At 66.2% G+C, this 16,899-nt stretch carries 18 protein-coding genes and 1 tRNA gene; 9 read left to right on the top strand and 10 right to left on the bottom strand.

What is annotated here, in order from left to right; all coding sequences use genetic code 11:
• Position 1: 1 nt before the first annotated feature.
• From VGN66_RS10020 to VGN66_RS10040, 5 genes are all read right to left on the bottom strand, one after another.
• Complete coding sequence (locus VGN66_RS10020) at positions 2-298, bottom strand: DUF2849 domain-containing protein (protein ID WP_327518678.1); 297 nt, start codon at positions 296-298, stop codon at positions 2-4.
• Entirely contained in the window at positions 295-1,080 is a 786-nt protein-coding gene (gene cobA / locus VGN66_RS10025) for a uroporphyrinogen-III C-methyltransferase (protein WP_327518679.1), read from the bottom strand. Before cobA ends, VGN66_RS10020 begins: the two co-directional genes overlap by 4 nt.
• 66 nt (positions 1,081-1,146) lie before the next feature.
• A complete protein-coding gene (locus VGN66_RS10030; RefSeq protein WP_327518680.1) occupies positions 1,147-1,320 on the bottom strand; it encodes a hypothetical protein in 174 nt (57 codons plus the stop codon).
• A gap of 65 nt (positions 1,321-1,385) precedes the next feature.
• Positions 1,386-2,801, bottom strand: coding sequence for a succinylglutamate-semialdehyde dehydrogenase (gene astD, locus VGN66_RS10035; RefSeq protein ID WP_327518681.1), 1,416 nt, complete (start codon positions 2,799-2,801; stop codon positions 1,386-1,388).
• A 65-nt stretch (positions 2,802-2,866) separates the two neighbouring features.
• Positions 2,867-4,273: a protein adenylyltransferase SelO family protein gene (locus VGN66_RS10040; protein WP_327518682.1), complete on the bottom strand. Its 1,407-nt coding sequence runs from the start codon at positions 4,271-4,273 to the stop codon at positions 2,867-2,869.
• Between the two features lie 18 nt (positions 4,274-4,291).
• On the opposite strand from VGN66_RS10040, the gene VGN66_RS10045 reads away from it, so the two are divergent.
• From VGN66_RS10045 to VGN66_RS10065, 5 genes are all read left to right on the top strand, one after another.
• Positions 4,292-5,167, top strand: coding sequence for an alpha/beta fold hydrolase (locus VGN66_RS10045; RefSeq protein ID WP_414713198.1), 876 nt, complete (start codon positions 4,292-4,294; stop codon positions 5,165-5,167).
• A 58-nt stretch (positions 5,168-5,225) separates the two neighbouring features.
• Entirely contained in the window at positions 5,226-5,633 is a 408-nt protein-coding gene (locus VGN66_RS10050) for an endonuclease domain-containing protein (RefSeq protein WP_327518683.1), read from the top strand.
• A 695-nt stretch (positions 5,634-6,328) separates the two neighbouring features.
• Positions 6,329-7,459 carry a glycosyltransferase gene (locus VGN66_RS10055; RefSeq protein WP_327518684.1) on the top strand — a complete coding sequence of 377 codons (1,131 nt, stop codon included), beginning with the start codon at positions 6,329-6,331 and terminating at the stop codon, positions 7,457-7,459.
• A 62-nt stretch (positions 7,460-7,521) separates the two neighbouring features.
• Positions 7,522-8,925: an NAD(P)H-dependent flavin oxidoreductase gene (locus VGN66_RS10060; RefSeq protein ID WP_327518685.1), complete on the top strand. Its 1,404-nt coding sequence runs from the start codon at positions 7,522-7,524 to the stop codon at positions 8,923-8,925.
• 3 nt (positions 8,926-8,928) lie between these two features.
• Positions 8,929-9,621 (top strand): glutamine amidotransferase, encoded by a 693-nt coding sequence (locus tag VGN66_RS10065; RefSeq protein WP_327518687.1) that lies wholly within the window; start codon positions 8,929-8,931, stop codon positions 9,619-9,621.
• On the opposite strand, the gene VGN66_RS10070 is transcribed toward VGN66_RS10065, so the two are convergent.
• Genes VGN66_RS10070 through VGN66_RS10080 form a run of 3 tightly spaced genes read right to left on the bottom strand, consistent with a single transcriptional unit; the run spans position 9,618 to position 12,035 of the window.
• Entirely contained in the window at positions 9,618-11,024 is a 1,407-nt protein-coding gene (locus VGN66_RS10070) for a coniferyl aldehyde dehydrogenase (RefSeq protein ID WP_327518688.1), read from the bottom strand. The genes VGN66_RS10065 and VGN66_RS10070 overlap by 4 nt on opposite strands.
• Before the next feature lie 2 nt (positions 11,025-11,026).
• Entirely contained in the window at positions 11,027-11,770 is a 744-nt protein-coding gene (locus tag VGN66_RS10075; protein ID WP_327518689.1) for a prepilin peptidase, read from the bottom strand.
• Positions 11,763-12,035: a hypothetical protein gene (locus VGN66_RS10080; protein ID WP_327518690.1), complete on the bottom strand. Its 273-nt coding sequence runs from the start codon at positions 12,033-12,035 to the stop codon at positions 11,763-11,765. The genes VGN66_RS10075 and VGN66_RS10080 overlap by 8 nt, the downstream gene beginning before the upstream one ends.
• Positions 12,036-12,089: 54 nt before the next feature.
• Here VGN66_RS10080 and VGN66_RS10085 point away from each other — a divergent pair, with 54 nt between their 5' ends.
• On the top strand, positions 12,090-13,277 hold the full coding sequence (locus VGN66_RS10085) for an acetyl-CoA C-acyltransferase (protein WP_327518691.1): 1,188 nt from the start codon (positions 12,090-12,092) through the stop codon (positions 13,275-13,277).
• A 57-nt stretch (positions 13,278-13,334) separates the two neighbouring features.
• On the opposite strand, the gene VGN66_RS10090 is transcribed toward VGN66_RS10085, so the two are convergent.
• A tRNA-Gln gene (locus tag VGN66_RS10090) sits at positions 13,335-13,408 on the bottom strand.
• 168 nt (positions 13,409-13,576) lie between these two features.
• Here VGN66_RS10090 and VGN66_RS10095 point away from each other — a divergent pair.
• Both VGN66_RS10095 and VGN66_RS10100 read left to right on the top strand, forming a co-directional pair.
• Entirely contained in the window at positions 13,577-14,635 is a 1,059-nt protein-coding gene (locus VGN66_RS10095; protein ID WP_414713199.1) for a Ppx/GppA phosphatase family protein, read from the top strand.
• Complete coding sequence (locus VGN66_RS10100) at positions 14,632-15,318, top strand: RlmE family RNA methyltransferase (RefSeq protein ID WP_327518693.1); 687 nt, start codon at positions 14,632-14,634, stop codon at positions 15,316-15,318. Before VGN66_RS10095 ends, VGN66_RS10100 begins: the two co-directional genes overlap by 4 nt.
• Here VGN66_RS10100 and VGN66_RS10105 read toward each other — a convergent pair.
• Positions 15,315-15,803, bottom strand: a complete 489-nt coding sequence (locus VGN66_RS10105) for an SH3 domain-containing protein (protein ID WP_327518694.1) — start codon at positions 15,801-15,803, stop codon at positions 15,315-15,317. The two genes, VGN66_RS10100 and VGN66_RS10105, sit on opposite strands and share 4 nt — an antisense overlap.
• A gap of 98 nt (positions 15,804-15,901) precedes the next feature.
• Here VGN66_RS10105 and VGN66_RS10110 point away from each other — a divergent pair, with 98 nt between their 5' ends.
• Positions 15,902-16,897, top strand: coding sequence for a D-glycerate dehydrogenase (locus VGN66_RS10110; RefSeq protein WP_327518695.1), 996 nt, complete (start codon positions 15,902-15,904; stop codon positions 16,895-16,897).
• Positions 16,898-16,899: the final 2 nt, after the last annotated feature.

Below are 16,899 nucleotides of genomic sequence, written 5' to 3' on the forward strand. Positions count from 1 at the left end.
GTCAGATCACCCAGCTGCCGGCATTGGGATCGGCGGGTTTGAGCGTCAGGTCCGGGCGCACGGTCGGCCCGAGCGCGCGGATGCGGTCCTTGATATGCGCCGGGCGGGGGCCGTCGGGCGTTTCCGTCGCGTCGATCACATAGGGGCCGTTGACGCGGCGCGCGCCTTCCTCGGCCTGCGCAATCGCCTCACCCTGATCGGCGACGTCCGCCGCATCCTCGACATGGCGCGACCAGCCGCTGCCGGTCCACCAGGTGACATCGCCACTGGCAAGGTCGTTTCCGGTCAGTAATTTCATGCTAGCGCCTCCGCCGCTTTCGCCCAGCTGGCGAGCTTGTCCTGCGCATCCGACAGCGCGACCACTTCGCCGACCACGATGATCGCCGGGCTTTGCACCGCCTCACGCTCGACCATCGGGCCAAGATCAGCAAGTAACGTCCGGATCGCGCGGCTGCCCGGCAGCGTCGCGCGCTCGAGCACCGCGACCGGCATGTCCGGTGCAACGCCATCGCCCATCAATTTCTCGGCAATGTCGGGGCAGGTCGCGACGCCCATATAGATGACCAGCGTGCGGCCCTTGCCCGCAAGGCCCGACCAGTCCTGATCCTTCAACCCCTTGCACTGGCCCGCAACAAAGCTGACCGCGCTCGACCAGTCGCGATGGGTCAGCGGCAGCATCGCCTCGGCCGCGCCGCCCAGCGCCGCGCTGACGCCCGGAATGACCTCGACCGGCAGGCCCGCGGCGCGCACCGCCTCGACCTCTTCGCCGCCACGGCCAAAGATGAACGGGTCGCCGCCCTTCAGCCGCACGACGATCGCGCCGGTCTTCACATGCGCGATGATCAGGGCGTTGATGCCATCCTGTGGCACGGTGTGCTTGGAGCGCTTCTTGGCGACGCAGATGCGGTGGGCGTTCGGAGCCAGATCAAGCACGCGCGGATCGACCAGCCCGTCATGGACCAGCACATCGGCGGACTTGAGCGCTTCGACCGCGCGGACGGTCAGCAGGCCCGGATCGCCGGGGCCGGCGCCGACCAGAATCACGCGGCCACGCGCGGTGGGATCGAGCAGGGAAACCATGCCACCCAGATGGATGCCGGGCGCGCAACCCACAACCGAGGGTTGCTTGGGGATGGACTAGCGAATCTATGCCTTGGACAGCTCGCGCGCCCGCTGGGTCAGCTTCACCGCTTCGTCGATCAGGTCCGCCGCGAACGCGACATCGTCATGCCCGACCGCGATGGTCAGGCAATTGCGGGCTTCCTGGGCAAGGCGTTGGGCACGGGGCGGGGCGGGCGACGCGAGGACGAGCGGTTTCACGGCGCGCTTAATCCACGGATCGCCCGGCGGTTCCGCGCTTCGTCGCATCGCCGCAAAATCAGGCGTCAGCTCTCGCGCAACCCGATCCCGATCGACACGCGCGCCTGTTCCGATTCCGACGAAACCACTGGATAGGCGCAATAATCCGCGGCGTAGAAGGCGCTCGGGCGATGGTTGCCCGACCAGCCGATGCCGCCGAACGGCGCCGACGAACTCGCCCCGTTGGTCGGCTTGTTCCAGTTGACGATGCCGGCGCGGATATTCGCCCAGAACTGGTCGTACAGCTTGGGGTCCTGGCTCACCAGGCTCGCCGACAGGCCGTAGCGGGTGTTGTTCGCCTCGGCGATCGCCTCCTCGAACGTCTTGACCCGGACCACCTGCAGAATCGGGCCGAACAGCTCGACATCGGGCTTTTCGCGCGCATCGGTCATGTCGATCATCGCCGGGGTGACGAACGGACGCCCCTCGATCGGCCGCTCCATATGCCGCAGCGGTTTGCCGCCCAGAAAGGTCAGCTCGAGGAAGCTTTCGGTCAGCAAATCGGCGGTGTCGTTATCGATCACCGGCCCCATGAACGGCGCGGGGTCGGCATGCGGCTCACCGATGATCAAGCGCCCGATCAGCTTGTTGACTTCACCCACCAGCGGCTCGAACAATTTCTCGTCGACGATCAGGCGGCGCGCGGCGGTGCAGCGCTGCCCCGCGCTGGTGAACGCCGACTGCACCACCAGCACCGCGGCGGAATAGATATCGGGCGTATCCCAGACGAGGATCGGGTTGTTGCCCCCCATCTCCAGCGCCAAAATCTTCTCGGGCTTGGACGCGAACGCGCGGTTCAATGCAATGCCGGTGCGCGCCGAGCCGGTGAACAACAGCCCGTCGATCCCGTGATGGCTCGCCAGCGCCTTGCCTTCGTCCGGCCCGCCGATCAGCAGGCGGATGCACCCCTCCGGCACCCCCGCCGCATGGAAGCATTCGACCAGGAACGCGCCGGTCGCCGGCGTCTTTTCCGATGGCTTGAACACCACCGCATTGCCCGCGAGCAGCGCCGGCACGATGTGCCCATTGGGCAGATGCGCCGGGAAATTATACGGCCCCAGCACCGCCAGCACGCCATGCGGCTTGTGCCGCAGCGCGAGCCGCGTGTTCATCGCCGCGTCGATCCGCCGCTGTCCGGTGCGTTCGGAAAAGGCGGCGATCGAGATATCGACCTTGGCGATCACCGTTTCGACCTCGGTCCGCGCTTCCCATAGCGGCTTGCCGGTCTCGCGCGCGATCAGGTCGGTGAACGCGTCGCTCTTCTGCCGCACGACATTGGCGAAGCGGCGCAGCGCCTCGATCCGGTAGGCGAGCGGCCGCGCGGCCCACTCGGCCCAGCTGGCGCGGGCCTTGGCCACCTCTCCGTCGACATCGCCGCTTGCACGCCGCCACAGCACGGCGCCGGTGGCAGGTTCGGTCGAAATGATTTCCATTCCGGGCATTGGTCTTTCTGTGTGTGGCCCTGAAGATGGCCTAGTCTCTAGCAGCTATTGTGCGCGATGCCACCTCACCCGTGACATGCGCCCGCATCCAGCGCCTCGCCCATCGCGCGGATCGCCGCGACCTTGGCGTGAAACGGCCCCCAATCATCGTCGCGATCGATTCTCCCCCAGATGTCCTCGACCTCATCGATCAGCATCGAACAGGGTTCGCCCGCGAAATAGCGGTGGCCGCGCCCCTGCGGAACCGGGGCGTAGGGCAACAGCGCCGCGCGCACCGCATCCCATTCCGCGCCATAGCTGTCGGGCAGCGTCCCGCCATAGGCATCGAAGTAGAACCGGTCGATGCCATGCCCGGTCGCCATCAACGCCGCCGCGATCGCCCCGTTCAGCGCCCAGCCCAGCTCGGCGGCATCCACCCCCTGCGGCGCGACGACGCCCAGCCGCCGCCGCAGCGGCAGCTCATGGAACATCCGGTAATAGTGCTCGAACTTCTCCAGCCGTTCGATCAGCGGCGGCGCCTCGCTGATGATGCGCAGCGACACCGCCAGCTGCGCGACATCCCACAGGATCGCATCGGGCTGACGACCAAAGGCATACAGCCCGGCATGGTCGAAATAGGCGGCGGTAAAGCCGGGGTCGAAATTGGCCGCAAACCGCCACGGCCCATAGTCGAAACTCTCGCCGGTCACGTTGATATTGTCGGTGTTGAGCACGCCATGCACAAACCCCGCGACCATATATTCGCCCGCCAGCGCCGCCGTGCGCGCGACCACCAGCTCCAGGAATTGCGCGACCGGGTCCTCGAACGGCGTCACCCCGAACAGTTCGGCGAGGCACCAGTCGACCAGCCGCCGCATCCCCTCGGTATCGCCATGATAGGCCAGCCGCTGGAACGTCCCGATGCGGATCTGCCCATGGCTCATCCGCACCAGCACGGCGGAGCGGGTGGGGGAGGGCTCGTCATTGCGCTGCAGCGCCTCGCCGGTCTCGATCAGCGAAAAGCTGCGCGAGGTGTTCACGCCCAGCGCCTGCAGCATCTCGGTCGCCAGCACCTCGCGCACGCCACCCTTCAGCGTCAGCCGCCCGTCGCCGAACCGGCTCCACGGCGTCTGGCCCGAACCCTTGGTGCCCAGCTCCATCAGGTCGCCGTCCGCCCCGCGCCGCATCTGCGCAAAGGTAAACCCGCGCCCGTCGCCAAGCTCGGGATTATACACCCGGAACTGATGCCCGTGGTATCGCATCGCCAGCGGCCCGGGGAGGTTGCCGGGCAGCGCCAGGAACCGCCCGAAATGGCGCAGCCACTGATCGTCGCTCAGCACGTCCAGCCCCACCTCCGCCGCCGCACGATCGTTGCGGAAGCGCAGGATCGTCTGCGGAAAGTCGGCGGCATCGACGGGATCGTAGAATGAATCGCCCAGTTTCAGCACCGCCGGATCGGGGGTGTACGCGGGCGCTTGCGGGAAATCGGCCATGCGGCGATATGGGGGGCGATGGCGACCGCGCGCAACCTGCCCAGTTATACCGATGGCTATTGGTGGTCCGGCGACGGGCTGCGGCTGCATTATCGCGACTATCCGGGCCGTGCAGACCGCCCGCCGTTGCTGTGCATCCCCGGCCTGACCCGCAATGCCCGCGATTACGAGCAGCTCGCCGAGCGCTTGTCCGGCGAATGGCGCGTGATCGCGGTCGAGCTGCGCGGGCGTGGCGAGAGCGGCTACGCCAAGGACCCGATGACCTATGCCCCGCTGACCTATCTCCAGGATCTGGAGGCACTGGTCGGCGAATTGAAGCTCGACCGCTTCGTCGCGGTCGGCACGTCGCTGGGCGGCATCCTCACGATGCTGATGGCCTCGACCCATCCCGAACGCATCGCCGGCGCGGTGCTCAACGATGTCGGGCCGGAAATCGACCCCGCAGGCCTCGGGCGCATTCGCGGCTATGTCGGCAAATCGACCTGGCACCCCACCTGGATGCACGCCGCCCGCGCAGTGGCGGAGGCGAACGCGCATGTGTACCCCAATTGGGGCATCACCGAATGGCTCGACATGGCCAAGCGCACGCACCGCCTGACCAGCGCCGGGCGGATCGTGCTCGACTATGACATGAAGATAGCCGAACCCTTCCGCGTCCCCGGCAACGAAGCCGGCCCCGACATGTGGCGCGCGTTTGAGGGGTTGAAGGACAAACCCCTGCTGATCGTCCGCGGCGGCACCTCCGACATCCTCCCCGCCGCCGTGGCGGATCGCATGCATGCCCAGGTCACGGGGAGTGAACTGGTGACCATCTCCGACACCGGCCACACCCCGACGCTAACCGAACCCGAGGCGGCAGCGGCAATCGACCGGTTGCTGGAGCGGGTGACTTAAAAAATCCTCCCCCGCCAGGGGGAGGTGGCGCCGAAGGCGACGGAGGGGGAGGACGGCGATGCGCCTGAATGGATCGGAACCCAGCCGCCGCAATGCCAACCAGTTGCGCAAGCAAATGACCCCGCCCGAAATCGGCCTCTGGCTCGCACTACGCGCCAACCAGGCAAGACTGCGCTTCCGCAAACAGCACTCCGCCGGACCCTATGTCCTCGACTTCTACTGCGCCCCCGCCCGACTAGCGATCGAGGTCGATGGCGAAGCGCACGCGCGCGGTGATCGTCCAGCCCGCGACGTCGAGCGTGACGCATGGCTGGCAGCGCAGGGAGTCCGCACTGTGCGCTACGCGGCGCAAGAGGTGCTGGAAAATCTCGACGGTGTGGTCACGCAGATCATGACCATCGCCACCGCCCGCCGCGCACAAATCAATCCTCCCCCGCAAGGGGGAGGTGGCAGCGCGAAGCGCTGACGGAGGGGGAGGAAGCACGCCGGCAAGAGCCGAAAGGACACTGCCGTCCTCCCCCTCCGACGCCTTCGGCGCCACCTCCCCCTGGCGGGGGAGGATTAAGCAGACCCTCACCCAACCCTCTCCCGCAAGCGGGAGAGGGCTAAGAGCGATCCATCAGACGCGCTGCCTCTGCGAGCAGAGGTCGTGTTGTCTCCAAGGGCACAAGCTCCAAGTCGGACAGTGCATCGATCAACTGATCGTAGGCTAATCCAAATTCGTTGTGATCGAGATAATCGGTGACGTGGCTCGCTTGCTCCGTGCCTATCCTGCCTCGCTCTAAGTCGAGAGCTTTGGCCAGAATTGAGCGCAGTTTACGCCATCGCCAAGCATGTCTCAGCGCCTGCATCCTCAATGCTACCCCCGCAAAAGCAACAGCCGCAATGGCCTTACATGTGTCCCAAAACCCTTCCAATGTTGGATTTATTCTGATCTACCCTTGGGGTGGACACAATCCGACTCCCTGACCCGCAAAACACCCCGCCTGACACTGTCGCGCGCCCGTCGCGCAACAGTCGCCCACCTGTCGCGTCCCAGTCCAAAACCCGTCGCGTCGCAGTCGCCTCGCAGTCGCGTCACCCCAAAACCCCCGCATTTACGTCAGCTTCGTCGGACGCCCCGGTTGACTCCGCCCCGAAAATGTCGAGTGCAAAGCGCCGATGATGCTCAACATCCTGCACCTCCACTCCAGCTTCGACCTGGGCGGCAAGGAAGCCCGCGCCGTCCGCCTGATGAACGCTTTCGGCGACCGGGCGAAGCATGTCATCGTTTCCGGGGTCGACGGGGCGCTGAGTGCCCGCGACGCGATTGCGAAGGGCATCCGCTACGAAATCGCACAGAATCCGCCCCCGCTGACCGGCAAGCCCTCGGTCGCCCGGTACGAGGCGATTGCGAAGTTCATGGCGCGGTTCGACCTCGTCCTCACCTATAATTGGGGCGCGATCGACGGGGTGATGGCGCGGCGCGTGTTCGGCAAGAACATGCCCCCGGTGATCCATCACGAAGACGGCTTCAACTCCGACGAGGCATTCCGCCTCAACCGCGTCCGCAACATGTACCGCCGCATCGCGCTGACCGCGGCGCATGGTCTGGTGGTGCCGTCGCACACGCTGGAGAGCATCGCCTACCATATCTGGAAACAGCCCAAGGCGCGCATCCACCGCATTTCCAACGGCATCGACGTCGCCGCTTATGGCCGCAAGCCCGATCCCAGGGCGATTCCGGGGCTCAAGCGCTTGCCCGGCCATGTCGTTGTCGGGACGCTGGCCGGTCTACGTCCGGTCAAGGACATTCCGATGCTGGTCCGCGCTGTCGGCGGCATGAAGACCAAGGCGCAACTGGTGATCGTCGGCGAAGGCCCGGACCGGGAGGCGATCGAGGATACGATTGCGAACATGGGCATGGAAAAACAGGTGTTGCTCGCCGGCTTCCTGCCCGATCCGCACAAGTACATGGGCCTGTTCGACATCTTCGCGCTGTCGTCGAAGAGCGAGCAACAGCCGATTGCGGTGATGGAGGCGATGGCGGCGGGCCTGCCGATCGCGTCGACCCCGGTCGGCGACGTCGCCAAGATGGTCGATCCTGAAAATGTCGCGACGATCAGCAAGGACTGGAACCCGGTGCATCTGCGCGACCGGATCGAAGTTCTCGCTGCCCATCCCGACGCCCGCCGCACCGTCGGCAAGGCGAACCAGATGCGCGCCCGTGCGTTGTTCGACGAACAGGCGATGATCGCATCCTATGCGAAACTGTATTCGGAGGCTGCGGGGCGCCCGGGCGCGCTGGGCTAATAGCGCTCGCAAAACCGACCTGTCGAAGCTAAGGCAAAAGCGAAATTTCTCGGAGGATGTCGTTGTTCAAGGGTTTGAAGCCGATCGTCTATAACGGCCAGGAAGTCTGGCCGTTGGTGGAAGGCGGCAAGGGTGTCGCGGCGACCAATCATGCTTCGGCAGGTGCCTGGGCCGCAGCGGGCGGCATCGGAACGGTCAGCGCGGTCAACGCCGACAGCTATGACGCCGAAGGCAAGATCATCCCCCAGATCTACAAGGCGCTGACCCGCCGCGAACGCCATGAAGAGCTGATCGCCTATGCGATCGAGGGCGCAGTCGAACAGGTCAAGCGCGCGTTCGAGATTTCGAACGGCAAGGGCGCGATCAACATCAACGTGCTGTGGGAAATGGGTGGCGCCCAGCGCATCCTGCATGGCGTGCTGGAGCGGACCCGCGGCATGGTCGCCGGTGTCACCTGCGGCGCGGGCATGCCCTATAAGCTGTCCGAAATCACCTCGTCCTATGGCGTCAGCTATCTGCCGATCGTCTCCTCCGGCCGTGCCTTCCGCGCCCTGTGGAAGCGTGCCTATTCCAAGGCGGCCGAATGGCTTGCGGCGGTGGTGTATGAGGATCCCTGGCTCGCCGGCGGCCATAACGGCCTGTCCAACGCCGAAGACCCCCGCGCGCCGCAGGACCCCTATCCCCGCGTCAAGGAACTGCGCGCAGTGATGCGTGAAGGCGGCATTTCGGACGATGTGCCGATCGTGATGGCCGGCGGCGTCTGGTATCTGCGCGACTGGTCCGACTGGATCGACAACCCCGAGCTCGGCACCATCGCCTTCCAGTTCGGCACCCGTCCGCTGCTGACTCAGGAATCGCCGATCCCGGAGGGGTGGAAGGCAAAGCTGATGGAGATCGAGGAGGGCGATGTGCTCCTCCACCGCTTCTCGCCGACCGGCTTCTATTCCTCCGCCGTCCGCAACCCGTTCCTGCGCAGCCTCGAAGCGCGCTCCGAACGCCAGATCGCCTATTCGACCGAAGCGGCGGGCGACCATACCTTCCAGCTCGACGCCGGGGTTAAGGGCAAGAATTTCTGGGTCACCCGCAACGACCTGCTGCGCGCCCGCGAATGGGTTGGCCTTGGATTTACCGATGCGCTCAAGACGCCGGACAACACGCTGATCTTCGTCGATCCGGTCGAAAAGCAGGTGATCCGCAAGGATCAGGCCGACTGCATGGGCTGCCTCAGCCAGTGCAGCTTCTCTAGCTGGGCCGATTCGGAGACCAGCTCGACCGGCCGCCTCGCCGACCCGCGCAGCTTCTGCATCCAAAAGACGCTGCAGGATATCGCGCATGGCGGACCGACCGACCAGAATTTGATGTTCGCCGGCCACGCCGCCTACAACTTCAAGCGCGACCCCTTCTATTCCAACGGGTTCGTGCCGACGGTGAAGCAGCTGGTCGACCGCATCCTGACCGGGGACTGAGGCGTGCGGGCGCTCGTGATCCGGCACAAGGTCTATGAAGGCCTGGCCGGATTCGAAGCGCCCATCGCGGCGGCCGGCTATGCGATCGAAGCGATCGATGCCGACGAACCGGCCTTCGCCACGGCCGATTTCTCCGCGCCCGATCTGCTGGTGGTGATGGGCGGCCCGATGGGCGTGTACGAGCGCGACGCCCATCCCTGGATCAAAGGCGAGGTCGCCCGGCTGGCGGACCGCCTCGCCGCAGACAAGCCGACGCTCGGCGTCTGCCTCGGCGCACAGCTGATTGCAGCGGCGCTGGGGGCGCAGGTGTTCGCCGGGCCGGTCAAGGAAGTCGGCTTCGCGCCGGTCGAGCTCAACGACGCCGGAGCCGCGTCCCCGCTCCGCCATCTCGACGGGGTGCCGGTGATGCACTGGCATGGCGACACGTTCGGCTTGCCCGATGGCACCGAATTGCTCGCATCGACCCCGGCCTATCGCAACCAGGCATTCCGCCGCGGTGCGCAGCTTCTGGCGCTGCAATTCCATCCCGAGATCGGGGAAGATGCGCAGTTCGAAGACTGGCTCGACGGATCGGACGACTATGTGGCGCAGGGCGGGCTGACCATCCCCGAATTGCGCGACCAGCACGACCGGCTCGGCCCGGCAGCGGCGGCGGCAGGGCAGGCAATGCTCGGCGAATGGCTGGCCGGGCTCTAGCCGATCTGCCGCTTGATCGCCGTGTCGGTCGCTTTGCCATAAGGCGGCTTGAGCCCGCCGAGCTTGGCGACATCCAGCTTCGACTGTTTGAACACTGACTTGGCATGGCTGAAGGTGCGGAAGCCCGGTTCGCCATGATAGGCACCCATCCCCGACGGCCCGATCCCGCCAAACGGCAGCTCCTCCATCGAGACATGGAAGATCGTGTCGTCGAGGCTGACCCCGCCTGAAATCGTCCGGTCGAGCACCCGGCGGCGCTCGTCCTCGTCACTCCCGAAATAATAGAGCGCGAGCGGGCGGTCGCGGCGGTTCACCTCGGCGATCGCGCCGTCGATGCTGTCATATTTGCGCACCGGCAGGATCGGCCCGAAAATCTCTTCCTGCATCACCACCATGTCGTCGGTCGGGTTGCGGACGATGTGCAGCGGCAGCTTGCGCGCGTTGGACGCGCCGAAATCCTCATTTCCCGGATTGACCGCGATCACCTCCGCCCCCTTGGCGCGCGCGTCGTCGAGCGCGGCAGTCAGGCGTTCGAAATGCCGGTCGTTGACGATCGCGGTATAGTCGGGGTTGGACAGCAATGTCGGATACATCGCCGACGCCGCCGCGATAATGCCGTCCACCGCCGCCGCCTCCTGCTCCGCCGCGACCATCAGATAGTCGGGGGCGATGCAGATCTGACCCGCATTGAGCATCTTGCCCATCGCCACCCGCTCGGTCGCCTGCGCCAGATTGGCGGAGCGGCCGAGAATCGCGGGCGACTTGCCGCCGAGCTCAAGCGTCACAGGGGTGAGATTATCCGCTGCGGCGTGGAGGATGTGGCGGCCGACCGCGGTCGCGCCGGTGAAGATCAGATGGTCGAAGGGCAGGGACGCAAACGCCTTGCCCACATCAGGCCCGCCGCTGACGAACGTCAGTTCGGTCGGGTCGAAGTACTTGGGCGCCAGTTCCTCGAACAGCGCAGCGGTGACCGGGGTGAATTCGCTGGTCTTGACCATCGCGCGATTGCCCGCCGCGAACACACCGGCGAGCGGGCTCATCACCAGATTGACCGGGAAATTCCAGGGCGAGATAATCCCGACCACGCCCTTGGGTTGATATTCGACCCATGCTTTCGCGCCGAGCAGGCCGAGCGGGAACATCACCGGCTTTTTCTCCCGCCGCGCCCAGCGGTCGAGCGATTTGCGCGCATGGTCGAGCGGGGAGACCGATGCGGCGATGTCGGTGATCATCGATTGCTGGCGGCTGCGATGGCCGAAATCCTCGCTCAGCGCGTCGCAGAAGCGCGATGCGTTGTCGCGCACCATCGCGGCGGCGCGCTTCAGCCGATCCTTGCGCACGTCCAGCCCGACCGGCAGTTCCGCCATGAACGCTGCCCGCTGGGCTTCCAGAATCTCGCGCATCGTCACACTCCAACCGAATAGAGCCACGCCGGAAATGCGGCGATGGCAAGCAATGTGCCGAGTGGAAGCCGACTCGTCATCCCGATTTCGCGTCCCGACAGCTTCATCGCCATTGCGACGGCGAGGCCGGTGACGCTCGCACCCAGCAAGACGGGTGCGAGCATCGATGCGCCGAGCCACAGGCCGATCGCTCCGAACAGCTTGGGATCGCCCCCGCCCAACCCCTCGCGCTTGCGAACATGGCGATAGGTGAACGCGACCAGATAGAGCAGACCGAAGCCGATCACTGCCCCGAGCACGCGATCGACCCGGCCGGGGGCGAAGAAGAAGCCATCAACGACCCCCGCGAGCGCAAGCGCTGCGGTGAGCACATTGGGCAGCCAGAAGGCTGCGAGATCGAGCGCGGCGAGTGCTAGAAGAAGCCAGCCGAACACCGCGCCTGCGACGCCTTCCCAACCCGGCGCGACCAGTCCGGCGGCAACGCCGATCGCCAGTCCTGCGATCTCGGTCGCCGGGTGGGCGAGGTGGATGGCTTTGCCGCAACCACGGCACCGCCCGCGCTGGAGGAGGAAGCTGAGCAGGGGGACCAGTTCGTGCCCCGCCAGCCCCTTGCCGCACCCGTCGCACGCTGACCGCCCCCGCATCGCGCTGCGTCCCTGCGGCCAGCGGATCGCGACCGTCGCGATGAAGCTGCCGAAGACCAGGCCGAGGATGCCGAGCAGGATCGGCCAATAAAGGTCAGGCATCGACGGGCTTCTTGCGGATCAGATAGCGGTACACGCCGAAGATGTTGATCCCGAACAGCACCGCATTCTGCGACAGCAGTGCCTCTTCGCCGTCGATCATCGCGCCGGTGATCCACGCGATGCTCGACGCGACGAACAGCGCAAAGCCCCATCCGGTGATCCGTCGCCCATTGTCGAGGCTGACCATGAACGCGGCGATGATGCCGCTGATCGAAGCGAACCATTTGAGGATGTCGAGCAGTTCCATCGTGGGTCCCTTTTGCATTTGAAGGGGCGCCCGCCTAGACCGCCCGCAACGCAAACTCCCGGAGAGGCTTTCATGTCCACCGATCCCGTCGTCATCGTTTCTTATGCCCGCACGCCGATGGGCAGCATGCAGGGCGCGCTGGCCGATGTGACCGCAACCGAGCTGGGCGCGACCGCGGTCGGCGCGGCGGTCGAGCGTGCCGGGCTGAAGGGCGAGGCGATCGAGCGCATCTATATGGGCTGCGTCCTGCCCGCCGGCCTTGGTCAGGCACCCGCGCGCCAGGCCGCGATCCGCGCGGGCCTGCCGCAACATATTGAGGCGACGACGGTCAACAAGATGTGCGGATCGGGCATGCAGGCCGCGATCATGGCATCGGACGCGCTGGTGGCCGGATCCGCCGACCTGATCATCGCGGGCGGGCTGGAGAGCATGACCAACGCGCCGTATCTGTCGCTCAAGCACCGCAACGGCGCGCGGATCGGGCATGACCGGCTGTTCGACCATATGTTTCTCGACGGGCTCGAGGACGCCTATGAACCCGGCCGCGCGATGGGCACCTATGCCGAGGAGATCGCGACCGAATACCAGTTCACGCGTGAGGCGCAGGACGATTACGCCATCGCCAGCCTGACCCGCGCGCAAAAGGCGCAAGCGAATGGCGGCTTTGATCGCGAGATCGTGCCGGTCGAGGTCAAGACCCGCAAGGGCGTGGTCACCGTTGCGATCGATGAGCAGCCATCCAAGGGCGATCCGGCCAAGATTCCGACGCTCAAGCCTGCCTTTGCCAAGGACGGTACGGTGACCGCGGCGAACGCATCGTCGATCTCCGACGGTGCGGCGGCATTGGTGATGACTCGTGCCTCGGTTGCGGAGCGGTTGGGCCTGACCCCGGTCGCGCGGCTGGTGGCGCATGCCGGCCACGCGCATGCGCCAGCCCGCTTCACTACCGCGCCGGTTTTCGCGATGCAAAAGGCGCTGGCCAAGGCCGGCTGGGACATCGGCGATGTCGATCTGTTCGAGGTGAACGAGGCGTTCGCGGTGGTCGCGATGATCGCCATGCGCGACCTGTCGATTTCGCACGACGTGCTCAACATCAATGGTGGTGCCTGCGCGATGGGTCACCCGATCGGTGCGAGCGGTGCGCGGATCATGGCGACGCTGATCGCCGCGCTGCAGAATAACGGCCAGAAGCGTGGCGTCGCATCGCTGTGCATCGGCGGCGGTGAGGCGACGGCGGTGGCGCTGGAACTGATCGATTGAGGCGACGCGACGCGACCGGTGCACTGCGCCGGTCGTGGTCTGCGAAGATCAGAGAATTGGATGCCCCGTGTGGATTCGAACCACAATTAACGGAGTCAGAGTCCGTGGTCTTACCATTAGACGACAGGGCATCGCGCTCGGAGGCGCGCATCTATGCGGGCTTTGCTTCCGGGTCAATAGGGTAACGACACAGATGCGCTAGGGCGCCGCTTGCCTGCCCCAAGTCCTTGCGCTAGCTTGGCTGCCAAGCACCGGCGGCCCATCTCGGCCGTGACGGAAGAACATAAGTGAGTAGTTGCATGGGGGATGGCTCCGCCAGGATGCCGCGCCCGCCGGCGAAGAAACCGGCCCGCCCGGCCCCTGATTCGGCCCCGGTAACGGGGCGTGCGCGCTGGCCCGAGGCGCGCCATTATGCCGCGCTGGATCTGGGCACCAATAATTGCCGTTTGCTGATCGCCCGCCCGACGGGCGGGGGATTCACCGTGGTCGATGCCTTTTCGCGGATCGTCCGCCTTGGCGAGGGACTGGCGTCGAGCGGGCGGCTGTCCGATGCCGCGATTGAGCGGACGATCGCGGCGCTGCGCATCTGCGCCGACAAGCTGCGCCGCCGCAACGTCGCCTTGTCGCGCTCGGTCGCGACCGAGGCTTGCCGTCAGGCGGCGAACGGGCCTGAGTTCATCCAGCGCGTCTATCGCGAGACTGGCATCGTGCTCGACATCATCACCGCCGAGGAAGAGGCGCGGCTCGCCGTGCTGGGCTGCCATGCATTGCTTGAGCCCGGGGATGGCCCGGCGCTGGTGTTCGACATCGGCGGGGGGTCGACCGAACTGGTGGTGGTCGATTCGACCGGTGAGACGCCGCGCATCCTCGACTGGCACAGCGCGCCGTGGGGCGTCGTATCGCTGACCGAGGCGCGCGGGATCGTGGGCGATAACGACGCCGCAACCCGGGCCGCTGCCTATGCGCGGATGCGCGGCGCAGTGGAGGAGGCGTTCGCGCCCTTCGTCGCGCGGCTTTCGAAGATCAACGGCACGCCGCGACTGCTGGGCACCAGTGGCACCGTGACCACGCTCGCCAGCGTCCATCTGGGTCTGCCATCCTATGATCGCAATGCGGTCGATGGGCTGATCGTGCCGGCCGCATCGATGCGCGCGGTCAGCCAGCGGGTTGCGGAACTGGACCTTGCCGGGCGATCGGCAATCCCGTGTATCGGGGCAGAGCGCGCCGATCTGGTCGTGGCGGGTTGTGCGATATTGGAGACGATCATGGATATCTGGCCCGCCGAACGGCTCGGCATTGCCGACCGCGGCATTCGCGAGGGCATTCTTCGCCGTCTGATCGACGGACGCACGCTGTGAGCCGCGGTGGTAGCCGCGGTCATACGCGCGTACGCACCGCGCGCGGGCGGACGACTCAGTCGGTGCGCTGGCTCGAACGCCAGCTCAACGACCCCTATGTGAAGCGCGCCAAGGCCGAGGGCTATCGCAGCCGTGCCGCCTACAAGCTGATCGAGCTCGACGAAAAGTTCGACATGCTCAAAGGCGCCAAGCGCGTCGTCGATCTCGGCATCGCGCCGGGCGGGTGGGCTCAGGTGATCCGCCGCAAGCTGCCCAAGGCGGCGGTGGTGGGTATCGACCTGTTGCCGGTCGATCCGATCGAGGGCGTCACGATCTTTCAGATGGACTTCACCGACGATGCCGCCCCCGATCGGCTGATCGAGGCGCTGGGCGGCGCGCCCGACCTGGTGATGTCGGACATGGCGGCGAACACCGTCGGCCATGCCCAGACCGATGCGCTGCGCACGATGGGGCTGGTCGAAACCGCGCTCGACTTCGCGATCCGCAATCTCGCGCCCGGCGGGGTGTTCGTGTCCAAGGTGTTCGCGGGCGGGGCTGACAGCAATCTGGTCGCCGAAATGAAGCGCAATTTCACGAGCGTGAAGCACGCCAAGCCGCCGTCGAGCCGCAAGGGATCGGTCGAATGGTTCGTAGTGGCGCAGGGGTTCAAGGGGCGGTCGGAGGACTTGGTGGAGGACGCTTAAGGCACTTCCTCGCCATGATCGGTGCCCCAGATGCGGTTCTGCTCGACATAGCCGCGTCGCCCACGGACATCGAACCAGCACCAGCCTCGGCTGCACTGGCTGATCCGGCCAACCACCCCGGGGGCCGCACGCCAGTTGACCCGCGCGTTATGACGCGGGGCGTCGCGCATCTCGAGCACAGATCCCGTGACGATTGCTGTCCGGGTGCTGGACAGCAGCGAGACGAGCATCCAGCCTTGGGTCCCATCGGGGTCCTCGATTTTCCGCCAGTCGTTATACACTTCGACCACTTTTACGGGCAGGTCGGCGCGGACATACAGCCAGCTTGATGGATAGTTGCGGCCCGGACCGGTCCGCATCCGCGCCTTTCCCGCGGAGATCGACGCATAGTAAGGCGGCTTGCGCTGCTGCGCCCACGCCTCGCCGAAGGCGCAAACCCCCAGCGCCAGCGTCACGAGCGCCGCCAAAACCACCCGCACCTGCATAATCTTCCTTGATCCTTCCTCGAATCCCCCTCTTAAGGGCGAGTGGGCCGGCGCATCAACCGTTGACTGGCGCTCGCGGCGGGGCCAAGCGATCCGGCATGGCACAGCCGCGCGTATCCCGGCCCCGCGTGATCGTCACCCGCAAGCTCCCCGATGCGGTCGAGCAGCGGATGGTCGAGCTGTTCGACACCGGCCTCAATCCCGTCGAAGAGGGCATGGACCGCGCGGCGCTGGTCGCGGCGGTGCAGGATTGCGACGTGCTGGTCCCGAGCGTCACCGACACGATCGACGCCGAGCTGATTGCGGCGGCGGGGGAGCGGCTGAAGCTGATCGCCAATTTCGGCGCGGGCGTGAACCATATCGACCTTAAGGCTGCCCGCGCGCGGGGCATCGTCGTCACCAACACGCCGGGTGTGCTGACCGAAGACACCGCCGACATGACGATGGCGCTGATCCTCGCCGTGCCCCGGCGGCTGGCGGAGGGCGAGAAGCTGGTCCGTTCGGGCCAGTGGAAGGGCTGGTCACCGGGCGGAATGCTGGGCCATCGCATCGGCGGCAAGGCGCTCGGCATCGTGGGCATGGGCCGAATCGGCCAGGCGGTGGCGCGGCGTGCGCGGGCATTTGGCCTCTCGATCCATTACCACAACCGCCATCGCCTGCCCGAGCAGGTCGAGGCGGAGCTGGGCGCGACCTTCCACGCCGATCTCGATACGATGCTGGGGCAGATCGACATTTTGACGATCCACACCCCGCTCAACGACACCAGCCGCGACCTGATCGATGCGCGGCGGATCGGGCTGCTCGGGCCGCATGTCTATCTCATCAACGCCTCGCGCGGCGGGATCGTGGATGAAGAGGCGATGATCGACGCGCTGGAAAGCGGCCGGCTGGCCGGCGCCGGACTCGACGTGTGGCGGTTCGAGCCGCAGATCGACCCGCGCCTGCTCGCCTTGCCCAATGTCGTGATGACCCCGCATATGGGCTCCGCGACGTTCGAGGGGCGGCAGGCGACGGGTGAGAAAGTGATCGCCAATATCCGCTTCTGGGCCGACGGCCACCGTCCGCCTGATCAGGTGCTGGAAGGATGGATATGACC

Origin of the sequence: Sphingomonas sp. (assembly GCF_035998645.1) — a bacterium.
Taxonomy (GTDB): Bacteria; Pseudomonadota; Alphaproteobacteria; order Sphingomonadales; family Sphingomonadaceae; genus Sphingomonas.

Bases quoted from the DNA above. Each gene is read 5' to 3' on its own strand.
- VGN66_RS10020 (WP_327518678.1), bottom strand. From the start codon at position 298: ATGAAATTACTGACCGGAAACGACCTTGCCAGTGGCGATGTCACCTGG.
- cobA (WP_327518679.1), bottom strand. From the start codon at position 1,080: ATGGTTTCCCTGCTCGATCCCACCGCGCGTGGCCGCGTGATTCTGGTC.
- astD (WP_327518681.1), bottom strand. From the start codon at position 2,801: ATGCCCGGAATGGAAATCATTTCGACCGAACCTGCCACCGGCGCCGTG.
- VGN66_RS10040 (WP_327518682.1), bottom strand. From the start codon at position 4,273: ATGGCCGATTTCCCGCAAGCGCCCGCGTACACCCCCGATCCGGCGGTG.
- VGN66_RS10045 (WP_414713198.1), top strand. From the start codon at position 4,292: ATGGCGACCGCGCGCAACCTGCCCAGTTATACCGATGGCTATTGGTGG.
- VGN66_RS10050 (WP_327518683.1), top strand. From the start codon at position 5,226: ATGCGCCTGAATGGATCGGAACCCAGCCGCCGCAATGCCAACCAGTTG.
- VGN66_RS10055 (WP_327518684.1), top strand. From the start codon at position 6,329: ATGATGCTCAACATCCTGCACCTCCACTCCAGCTTCGACCTGGGCGGC.
- VGN66_RS10070 (WP_327518688.1), bottom strand. From the start codon at position 11,024: ATGCGCGAGATTCTGGAAGCCCAGCGGGCAGCGTTCATGGCGGAACTG.
- VGN66_RS10075 (WP_327518689.1), bottom strand. From the start codon at position 11,770: ATGCCTGACCTTTATTGGCCGATCCTGCTCGGCATCCTCGGCCTGGTC.
- VGN66_RS10080 (WP_327518690.1), bottom strand. From the start codon at position 12,035: ATGCAAAAGGGACCCACGATGGAACTGCTCGACATCCTCAAATGGTTC.
- VGN66_RS10085 (WP_327518691.1), top strand. From the start codon at position 12,090: ATGTCCACCGATCCCGTCGTCATCGTTTCTTATGCCCGCACGCCGATG.
- VGN66_RS10095 (WP_414713199.1), top strand. From the start codon at position 13,577: ATGGGGGATGGCTCCGCCAGGATGCCGCGCCCGCCGGCGAAGAAACCG.
- VGN66_RS10105 (WP_327518694.1), bottom strand. From the start codon at position 15,803: ATGCAGGTGCGGGTGGTTTTGGCGGCGCTCGTGACGCTGGCGCTGGGG.
- VGN66_RS10110 (WP_327518695.1), top strand. From the start codon at position 15,902: ATGGCACAGCCGCGCGTATCCCGGCCCCGCGTGATCGTCACCCGCAAG.